Annotated in this window: 7 protein-coding genes, 1 other RNA gene and 1 pseudogene; 4 read left to right on the forward strand and 5 right to left on the reverse strand. The window is 67.4% G+C overall.

The window, feature by feature from the left end; all coding sequences use genetic code 11:
- The first annotated feature begins 1298 nt into the window (after positions 1-1298).
- The gene (locus AB0J09_RS46270) at positions 1299-1883 is read left to right on the forward strand and encodes a site-specific integrase (RefSeq protein WP_360706227.1); all 585 of its coding nucleotides are present in this window, start codon (positions 1299-1301) and stop codon (positions 1881-1883) included.
- Positions 1884-1916: 33 nt separating this feature from the next.
- Here the strand turns inward: AB0J09_RS46270 and rnpB are convergent.
- The 4 genes from rnpB to AB0J09_RS46290 form a co-directional block, all read right to left on the reverse strand.
- Positions 1917-2304: RNase P RNA component class A (gene rnpB, locus AB0J09_RS46275), an RNA gene on the reverse strand.
- 26 nt (positions 2305-2330) lie between these two features.
- Positions 2331-3716: a bifunctional RNase H/acid phosphatase gene (locus tag AB0J09_RS46280; protein ID WP_360706230.1), complete on the reverse strand. Its 1386-nt coding sequence runs from the start codon at positions 3714-3716 to the stop codon at positions 2331-2333.
- A complete protein-coding gene (locus AB0J09_RS46285) occupies positions 3713-4453 on the reverse strand; it encodes a C4-type zinc ribbon domain-containing protein (RefSeq protein ID WP_360706233.1) in 741 nt (246 codons plus the stop codon). Before AB0J09_RS46285 ends, AB0J09_RS46280 begins: the two co-directional genes overlap by 4 nt.
- 2 nt (positions 4454-4455) lie before the next feature.
- Positions 4456-5256: a Nif3-like dinuclear metal center hexameric protein gene (locus tag AB0J09_RS46290; protein WP_360706236.1), complete on the reverse strand. Its 801-nt coding sequence runs from the start codon at positions 5254-5256 to the stop codon at positions 4456-4458.
- A 94-nt stretch (positions 5257-5350) separates the two neighbouring features.
- Here AB0J09_RS46290 and AB0J09_RS46295 point away from each other — a divergent pair, with 94 nt between their 5' ends.
- Together AB0J09_RS46295 and AB0J09_RS46300 are read left to right on the forward strand one after the other, a co-directional pair.
- On the forward strand, positions 5351-6781 hold the full coding sequence (locus AB0J09_RS46295) for an NAD(P)/FAD-dependent oxidoreductase (RefSeq protein ID WP_360706238.1): 1431 nt from the start codon (positions 5351-5353) through the stop codon (positions 6779-6781).
- Between the two features lie 68 nt (positions 6782-6849).
- A complete protein-coding gene (locus AB0J09_RS46300; protein ID WP_360706241.1) occupies positions 6850-7878 on the forward strand; it encodes a dipeptidase in 1029 nt (342 codons plus the stop codon).
- A 71-nt stretch (positions 7879-7949) separates the two neighbouring features.
- On the opposite strand, the gene AB0J09_RS46305 is transcribed toward AB0J09_RS46300, so the two are convergent.
- Entirely contained in the window at positions 7950-8336 is a 387-nt protein-coding gene (locus AB0J09_RS46305; protein ID WP_360706244.1) for an SSI family serine proteinase inhibitor, read from the reverse strand.
- A gap of 124 nt (positions 8337-8460) precedes the next feature.
- Here AB0J09_RS46305 and AB0J09_RS46310 point away from each other — a divergent pair.
- Positions 8461-8978 (forward strand): annotated as a pseudogene (locus tag AB0J09_RS46310) (GNAT family N-acetyltransferase); the annotation flags it as partial.

The raw sequence follows: 8978 nt of genomic DNA on the forward strand, positions 1-8978 counted from the left end.
CGGGCTAGCGTGATGCGCAACCAAACGTTGCACATGGAGAGTGAAGAGTATGGAGTACGGCAGCATCGAACGCGAGATCCACGTCGAAGGCTGCCCCGGCCGCGCGCTTGGTGTCAGGGCCGTGATGGAGCGAAGGCGACCCCGCGGCTGGTCTGCTAGGGCTTGCCCTGGGACGGCGGTAGGCGGGCAGGCTTCCACAGCAACCCACTCAGACGGGCAAGGGAACGATCTTGGCTGCCTGGAACCGGAGCGCCCCCGCCGGAGGCATGCCGTAAGCCCGGCCCCGTGACCGCGCGCGTGCGCTGATGAGCTCGGCCCCGTGACCCGAGATGTGCGCTTCCCAACTTTGCGGACCTGTCCTCGTCCGCGCCTGCCAACTGGCGTGTTGCGGGACGGCACGGGAGCCCACAGTGGACGTGTCCGGCCCGCGCCGAGTCGGCGGCGCGTGCGGCCCGGTCAGGGCCGCTTTAAGTAAGAGAAGAAAGTTCTCACAGACACTGGACAGTCGGATGTGACACGGATGAGCTGATTGGGGAAGTTCAGCGGAGGGCACGCAGCAGCTCACGGAACTCTTCGGTCTCAGGTTCGTCCGGGAAGCGCTGCTCAAGCACAGCGTCTAGCTCCCCGGCAACCATGAGAAGAGAGGGGATGGACTTTCTGCCGGACTCCGTTGCTTCTCGCCCTAGCGAGATGGCTTCTTCCAGGTTTCCGTTTCGTGCAGCTGCTACACCTAGAGTGAGTTTGGCTTCAGCCACACGCATTGGAGCGCGGATAGTTCCGTCTGGTGCTACTGAGCTTGCTAGTACCTCATTCGCATGCATAACCGCGAGAGAGTCTTCGCCTGCGAGTCGATAAGCGTCCATGGCGTAGAAGTCCCACTTGGCGGGATCGACGATGAAATGATTGTCGGTGCGCTCGGGGTGGGGAATCCGTCGAGTACGGCACGACCGCGTTCCAGAGTCTCACGTAGTTTGCGGGAGTCTCCGATACGGGCTAGGGCTTTGGCTTCTTGCGCGATGAGTTGGACGACAACAGAGTGGCTGCGGCTGGCATCCTGTGCCGCACATGCGGGGGCTATAACGTCTCGGTATCGGCCTTGGGTAAGTGCGAACCATGCCGACATTTCGTGAGACCAGCCAATGATCTCTGTGTTGCCCGCTTCTTCTCCGAGCTTGTGAGCAGCTGTCCGAGTCACTTCGGCAGCTGTTCTAAGCCCCATGTCATATTCCAGACATCCGACGAGCAGAGCTAGCCAGCCTGTAGAGGCCCGTGTTGTTGAGCCGCTGCCGGTAGAGGCCGTGTTGGCACTTGCAGACGCGATCACTCCTCGGTACCAACTTGCTGTCTGGCTCGGCTTTGGGCTGGGACTTCGGCCTGGTGAAGCTCTCGGGCTCACAACCGCGAAGGTCGAGGCGGAAACCAAGCGCGTATACGTTCATCGTCAAGCGCAGAACGGCGAACTGGTCGAGCTTAAGACCAAGGCATCGCGTCGCACCTTACCTGTCTATGATTTGATTCTCGCCAAGGTCGAGGAACATCAGCGGGGCTACAGGGTTGGTCCCGGGGGCATTCTCATCACCAACCGATGCGGCCGGATCGCTCAGCGGAAGTCGTTCAACGACTGCTGGCGCCAGGCCGTGGAAGCGGCCGGCCTCCCCAAGGGGACGCGATTCCATGATCTGAGGCACTTCTACGCCTCCGGACTGATCAAGGCCAACCTCAACCCCAAGGTGATCCAAACCCGTCTCGGTCACGCCACCATCGCGGAGACGATGGACACCTACGGTCATCTTTTCCCGGATCAAGACGATCTTGGACGTGGAGCGATCGACGCGCTTCTACTTCCCAAGATCACGGAACAGGGACGGAACGGGAGATCCTGAAGGGTGCTCCGCCCCTGGTCAAAGGGGCGGAGTGTGACGAGTCGGCCTGTAGGCCGGGTTCTGTCCTTCGTGAGAAGGGGCGACCATCCATCTAGGGCCGCCGTTGCCGGCGGCCTCGAGCGGTCTACCCGCGCGGCTCGGGCGGGCAGCCCTCGAACGTCGCGCGCGGAACGCTCCGGAGAGCGTCCCTTCTTGACCTTGCTCCGGGTGGGGTTTACCTAGCCGCCCACGTCACCGTGGGCGCTGGTGGTCTCTTACACCACCCTTTCACCCTTACCTCCCGTCAACCGGGAGGCGGTCTGCTTTCTGTGGCACTGTCCCGCGGATCACCCCGGGTCGGTGTTACCGACCACCCTGCCCTGTGGAGCCCGGACCTTCCTCGGCGGGCCGTAAGGCCCAACGCGGTCGCCCGGCCGACTCGTCTCCAAAACTGTACCAAGTCCTACGTTACTCCCGGCGCAGGTGCGAGGTGTCGTTGAACGACTTCACCACGGCCGGGCCGTCCGCGTAGTACTCGATCAGCGACAGGCACGCCAAGTCGAGGTGCATGCGGTAGAGGGACTCCAGAGGGGCCATGAGGGCCAGTCTCAGCAGCATCTTGATGGGTGTCACGTGCGAGACCGCGAGGACGGTCTTGCCCTCGTACCGCTCGACCAGCCGCTCTCCCGCCGCCTGGACGCGGCGGGCGGTCGAGGCGAAGCTCTCGCCGCCCGGCGGTGCGATCTCGGGGTCGGCGAGCCAGGTGGCGAGCTCGGCCGGCCAGCGGCGCTGCACCTCCGTGAACGTGCGGCCCTCCCATTCGCCGAAATCGAGCTCCCTGAGATCTTCGTCGACCTCGACGTCGAGCCCGGTCCGCTGGGCGACCGCCTCCGCGGTCTGCATGGCGCGCTTGAGCGGCGAGGTGATGATCACATCCAGCCGGTACGGCTCGCGCGACAGCCTCTCGGCGGCGGCCGCCGCCTGGGCCAGGCCGTTGGGCGTGAGCTCGGCGTCGCCCAGGCCCGAGAACCTGCGTTCCACGGACAGCTCGGTCTCGCCGTGCCTGAGCAGCAGAAGTGACGTGGCCACGCGGGTGGGAGGGCGCCAGCCGGTGCCCTTGGCGGTGCGTTGCTGGGCTGTGGCGATGGAGGCGGTGGGAGCTGATATTTCGGAAATTTCGCCCGCGTCGAGGAGGTCCGTCTGCCGCGCGACGGGCCGTGGCGCGGTGCGGGCCGTCGCCCCGGAGGCGCTCGGCCGATCCTGGACGTCCGTCGCCTGTGCTCCTGCGGCGCCCCGCCGTCCCTGGACGTCCGTCGCCTGCGCTCCTGCGGCGCCCTGCCGTCCCTGTGCTCCTGAGGTGCCCGGCCGCCCCTGTGTGTCGGGTCCCTGTCCACTTGGTGCGCCGGGCTCGGTTGTGCCGCCGGCCTTCCAGGTCAGGCCCTTGGCGGCGGCGTCCATGGCCTCGTTGGCCAGGCGGTCGGCGTGCTTGTTGCGCTCGCGGGGGATCCAGGTCCACTCCGTCACGCGCAGCCGCCTGACCAGCGCCCCGGCCTCCATCGCTAGCGGGCGCAGCCCTTCGTTTTTGATCTTCCAGCGGCCCGCCATCTGCTCGATGACCAGCTTCGAGTCCATCCGGACGGCCACCGAAGCCCCCTCGCCGCCCAGCCGGAACGCGGCCTGGAGACCGGCGATCAGGCCGCGGTATTCGGCGACGTTGTTGGTCGTGACGCCGATGGCCTCGGCCGCCTCCGCCAGCACCTGTCCGTCGGAGGCGTCCATGACGACCGCGCCGTAGCCGGCAGGCCCCGGGTTGCCGCGCGAGCCGCCGTCGGCCTCGATGATGTAGGAGGTCACAGGCCTGACTCTGCCGTACGTACGAGGATGCGGCGGCACTCCTCGCAACGGAGCACCTCGTCGTGGGGCGCTGCCTTGATGCGGTTCATCTCGGCGATGGACAGGGCCACCTTGCAGCCCTGACACCGGCCGCCACGCAGCATCGCGGCGCCAACGCCGTACTGGTCCTTGAGCTTCGTGTAGAGCCCGAGGAGGTCGGCGGGGATGTCGCCGGAGACGGCGGTGCGGCGGCCCTGGACCTCGCCTGCCTCCTTGTCGATCTCCTTGAGCGCCTCGTCGCGGCGGGCCTCGGCGACGGCGAGGGCGGCGGCGAGCTCGTCGCGCCGTGCGACCAGGTCGGTGACCTTGGTGTCGGCCGCTTCCTTGCGCTCCATGATCTCCAGAACGACCTCTTCCAGGTCTCCCTGGCGCTTGTGCAGCGAGGCGATCTCTGACTGCAGGCCGGCCAGGTCGCGCGGCGAGGCCACGGCGCCGGAGTCGAGGCGCTTCTGGTCACGGTCGGCGCGGGTGCGTACGGCATCGACGTCGCTCTCCGCCTTGGTCTGCTCGCGCGCCAGGTCGCCGGCCTCGGTCTGGGCCTCGATCGCCTGTGTGGCGAGCTTGGCGAACAACTTCGACCGCTCGTCGATCTCGGCCAGCTCGGGCAGGGTGCGGCGGCGGTGCGCCAGCCGATCAATCACGGAGTCGAGCTCTGCCAGGTCGAGCAGTCTCTTCTGGGCCTCAGGCGCAGCTTTCATGATCAATATCCTCTTGTCCAAGCATCGGTGACCGTGGCGGAGACACGCGTTTCAACGGTAACGCCACTCGAGTACAGGATGGACGCCGCGCTCTCCAGCCAGGGCCACTCGGTCGCCCAATGCGCGGCGTCGATCAGCGCGGGCCCGCCCGCCTCCACGAACTCACTCGCCGGATGATGCCGTAGGTCCGCCGTGAGGAACACATCGACCCCCGCGGCCTTCGCCGTACCGAGAAGTGAGTCGCCCGCGCCCCCGCTGACCGCCACGCGTGTGACGGGGCGGGAGAGATCGCCCGCCACGCGGATGCCCCCGGACGTGCGGGGCAGACCCTTGGCCGCCTGCGCCGCGAACTCGCCCAGCGTCATCTCCGAGGGCAGCTCGCCGATGCGGCCCAGCCCGCGCCACGGATCGTCGGGGAACGGCTGGAGCGGCACCAGGTCGTCGACCAGACCGACGGCCCGGGCCAGGGCGTCGGACACGCCGGGGTTGGCCACGTCGGCGTTCGTGTGGGCGGTGTAGAGGGCTATGTCGTTCTTTATCAGGGTGTGGATCAAGCGGCCCTTGGGCGTGGTCGCGGCCACGCTGGTGGTGCCGCGCAAGTAGAGGGGGTGATGGGTGACGATCAGGTCGGCCTCCCACTCCAGGGCCTCATCGGCCACGGCCGCGACCGGGTCGACCGCGAACAGCACCCGCCGCACCTCCTGCGCCGGGTCTCCGCTGACCAGCCCCACGGCGTCCCACGACTCGGCCCGGGCGGGCGGGTAGGCCGCCTCGAGCACCTCGATCACGTTCGTCAACGTCACAGCAGCCACCTGCGCAGACTATCGGCCTGGGGGAGGGTGTCGTTGGAACGGCGTTCGGCGTAATGTAAGTGGATCCTGACCTGCGGAGGACGGCATGTCACCAAGCGTCGCGATCATCGGAGCGGGGTTCGGCGGACTGTGCATGGCGATCCAGCTCGAACGGGCCGGGGTCCGCTCGTACACGGTCTTCGAGAAGGCCGACGGGCTCGGGGGCACGTGGCGCGACAACAGCTATCCGGGAGCTGGGTGCGACATTCCCTCGCATCTTTACTCTTACTCGTTCGAGAAGTACGCGAGCTGGACGCGCCGTTACCCGGAGCAGCCCGAAATTCTTGAATATCTTGAACATTGCGCCGATAAATACGACGTCAGGCGAAAAATCCGCTTCGGGACTGAAGTGCGGCGGGCTGTCTTCGACGGCGCGCAGTGGCAGCTCACGAGCGGGGACCACACCGAAGCGTTCGACGTGCTCGTCATGGGAGTGGGCCAGCTGAACCGCCCACGCCTGCCCGACATTCCCGGAATATCAGAATTCGAAGGCGTCTCCTTCCACTCCGCGCGATGGAACCACGATCACACCCTCACCGGCCGCCGCGTGGCGGTGATCGGGAACGGCTCGTCGGCCGCCCAGTTCATCCCGCGCATCGCCGAGCAGGCCGGCCACCTGTACGTCTTCCAGCGCACGCCCAACTGGGTGATCCCGAAGCCGGACGCCGCGTTCGGGCCGCTGACCAAGCTCGCGTTCCACTTCGTCCCCGGCCTCCAGCGGGCCTACCGCGAGTGGATCTACCGGTACGCCGAAGCCACCCTCTATCCCGCCCTCGCCCAGGGCTGGAGCGCGGAGTTGCTCAAGAAGCGCGCCTTGCGTCACCTGCACGACCAGGTGCCCGACCCGGCGCTGCGGGCCAAGCTCACCCCCGACTATCCGCCGGGCTGCAAGCGGGTCGTCATCGACAGCACCTTCTATCCGGCGCTGACCAGGACCGATGTCGATGTGGTGACGGACAGGATCGTACGGATCACGCCGAAGGGCATCGAGACCACCGAGGGCCCGTACGAGGTCGACACGATCGTTTACGCCACCGGCTTCAAGAGCACCGAGTTCCTGGCGCCGATGGAGATCCTGGGGCGCGACGGGCGGACGCTGGAGGAGCAGTGGAAGGGCGGCGCCGAGGCGTACCTGGGCATATCCATGCCGAACTTCCCAAACCTCTTTCTTCTGTACGGCCCCAACACCAACCTCGGGCACAACTCCATCGTCTTCATGATCGAGTGCCAGGTGAGGCACATCCTGTCCTGCCTGCCGCACCTGTCGGCCAACGGGCCGATCGAGGTGCGACCTGAGGTCATGGCGGCATGGCGCGGGCAACTCGACGCGGCGATGACGCGGATGGTGTGGGGCGGCGGCTGCCAGAGCTGGTACAAAACGGCGGAGGGCCGCGTGACCAACAACTGGCCCGGCACCACCACGCTCTACCGCAAGCTCACCGCCAAGCCCCCGGCGCCCGCCTACCGCCCCATCTAGGGCACCCCGACCCCCCAGAGACACCGGCGCATTGGAGCAGGTTCAGCCCTCGCGATAACGTCCGACATATGACCCTTTCCCTGCACCAGCGCGCAGTCGTGGCCGACACGCACAACGATCTGCTCATGGCCGTCTCCGCGCGGCCTCCTCAGCAGTGGGCCTCGTTCTTCCGCGAGAGGTGGCTGCCCCAGCTCATCGAGGGCGGGGTCAATCTGCAGGTCCTGCCGGTCTTCATCGACGACCAGTACCGGCCGGAGGGTGCGCTGCGGCAGACGTTGCGCATGATCGAGTGTGCGCACGTGCTCGCCGAGGAAAACCCCGATCACGTCCGCATATGTCTGAACGCCGCCGACATCGACCGGGCACTCGACGAGGGCAAGATCGCCCTGGTGATCGCGCTGGAGAGCATGCCGGGCATCGACGCGAACGTCGAGCTGATCTCGACCGTCCACCGGCTGGGCGTGCGGGTGGCGTCCATCGCGCACTTCGGCCGCACACCGCTGGCCGACGGCAGCGGCGAGGACGCCACGGGCAGCGGCCTGACGTCCCACGGCGTGGCGGCGCTGCAGGAGATGGAGCGGCTCCGCATCGTGTTCGACGTCTCCCACCTGGGCGCCTCCGGCGTGGCGCACGTCCTGGAGCTGGCCACCAGACCCGTCTTGGCCACCCACTCCTCCGCCCGGGCGCTGCGCGACCACCACCGCAACCTCACCGACGACCAGCTCCGCGCGGTTGCCGCCACGGGTGGCGTGATCTGCGTCAACTTCTTCGCCCCCTTCCTCGCCGACCGCGAGGAGGACATGACGCTCGACCGCCTGCTCGACCATATCGAGCACATCGTGTCCGTGGCCGGGATCGACCACGTCGGCCTGGGCCCCGACTTCATCCGCGAAGTCATGGACGACCTGACCCCGCCGTGCTGCGAGGACGTCTACACGAGGGGCGTCAACCCGAAGTCGGCGATCCCCGGTCTTGAAGGACCGTCGGGGCTGCCCAGGGTCACCGAGGGCCTGCTCGCCCGGGGCCTCGCGGAGAAGGACGTCATGAAGATCATCGGCGGCAACGTGCACCGCTTCCTCGCTGAACAACTGGTGTGATCCGCGATTCCAAGGCGTGAGAAAGCCCCCGCCGGGTGGCGGGGGCTGCGGACAGCCTTCGGGTCGCCCAGCTAAATGACGGGACCGAACTTCCGCTCCGCGACGCAGTTGTTGGAGAACTCATGGTGGAACGAGACGTCCTCGCCGTGCCAGTGGCCCCCCACGTCGACGGTCACCGGGTCCCAGATCATCGGGCACGGCCCGGGATCCACGTTGAGGTCCTCGACGTGCCCGTCCACCTCGCGCAGCGCGTCGCACGCCTCCTCCGGTCGCGGGTGGAGGCCCCCGTCCGGGTCGCATGTGAGGGTCCTCGCGTACTCGCCGCCCGACTCGGGTTTGACGGTGATGAGCAGCTCCGCGCCCGGCGCGTCGGCGCTGGCGGGGAGCGGGGCGAGGAACGGCGTCGCGCACAGTCCGAGTACGGCCAGCTTGCGGGCGGCGGTGAGCACGAGCGTCATGGGAACCTCCCAAGTCAACGGCCGTCCCGGCACCGAGACGAGCCTTCGATCGACTACTGAGAGTAGTCGCTCAGAGACTTGGGGTGAAGTAACGCCTTGCGCCTCGCCGTGCGTAAATGGAGAAGTGAACGGCGGCGTGGTGATCAGGGAACTGCGGGAGATCGACGAGTTCAAGGAGGTCTACCGGCTCTTCGACGGCATCTGGCATCCCGAGCCGCACAACCCGCCCGTGACCGTGGAGCTGATGATCGGGTTCGCGCACACGGGCAACTACGTGGCGGGCGCGTACGAAGGGGGCGCGCTGGTGGGCGCGTCCGTCGGGTTCAGGGGCGCCGGCCGGACGCTGCACTCGCACGTGACCGGCGCCGTCATCGGGCGGGGCATCGGGTACGCGTTGAAGTCGCACCAGCGGGCCTGGTGCCTGGAGCGGGGGCTGGACCGGATCACGTGGACGTTCGACCCGCTCGTACGCAGGAACGCGCGGTTCAACCTGGCCAAGCTGGGCGCCATGCCGGAGGAGTACCTGGAGGACTTCTACGGGGACATGGCCGACGCGATCAACGAGGGGGACGCGTCCGACCGGTTGCTGGCGGTGTGGCGGATAACCGCTCGCGAGCGGCGCGACGAGCCGTCTGCCGCCGA

The organism is Nonomuraea sp. NPDC049784 (assembly GCF_040659615.1).
Taxonomy (GTDB): Bacteria; Actinomycetota; Actinomycetes; order Streptosporangiales; family Streptosporangiaceae; genus Nonomuraea.

Excerpts from the sequence above, each read along its gene's own strand:
- AB0J09_RS46300 (WP_360706241.1), top strand. The coding sequence starts at position 6,850 with ATGACCCTTTCCCTGCACCAGCGCGCAGTCGTGGCCGACACGCACAAC.
- AB0J09_RS46295 (WP_360706238.1), top strand. The coding sequence starts at position 5,351 with ATGTCACCAAGCGTCGCGATCATCGGAGCGGGGTTCGGCGGACTGTGC.
- AB0J09_RS46305 (WP_360706244.1), bottom strand. The coding sequence starts at position 8,336 with ATGACGCTCGTGCTCACCGCCGCCCGCAAGCTGGCCGTACTCGGACTG.
- AB0J09_RS46285 (WP_360706233.1), bottom strand. The coding sequence starts at position 4,453 with ATGAAAGCTGCGCCTGAGGCCCAGAAGAGACTGCTCGACCTGGCAGAG.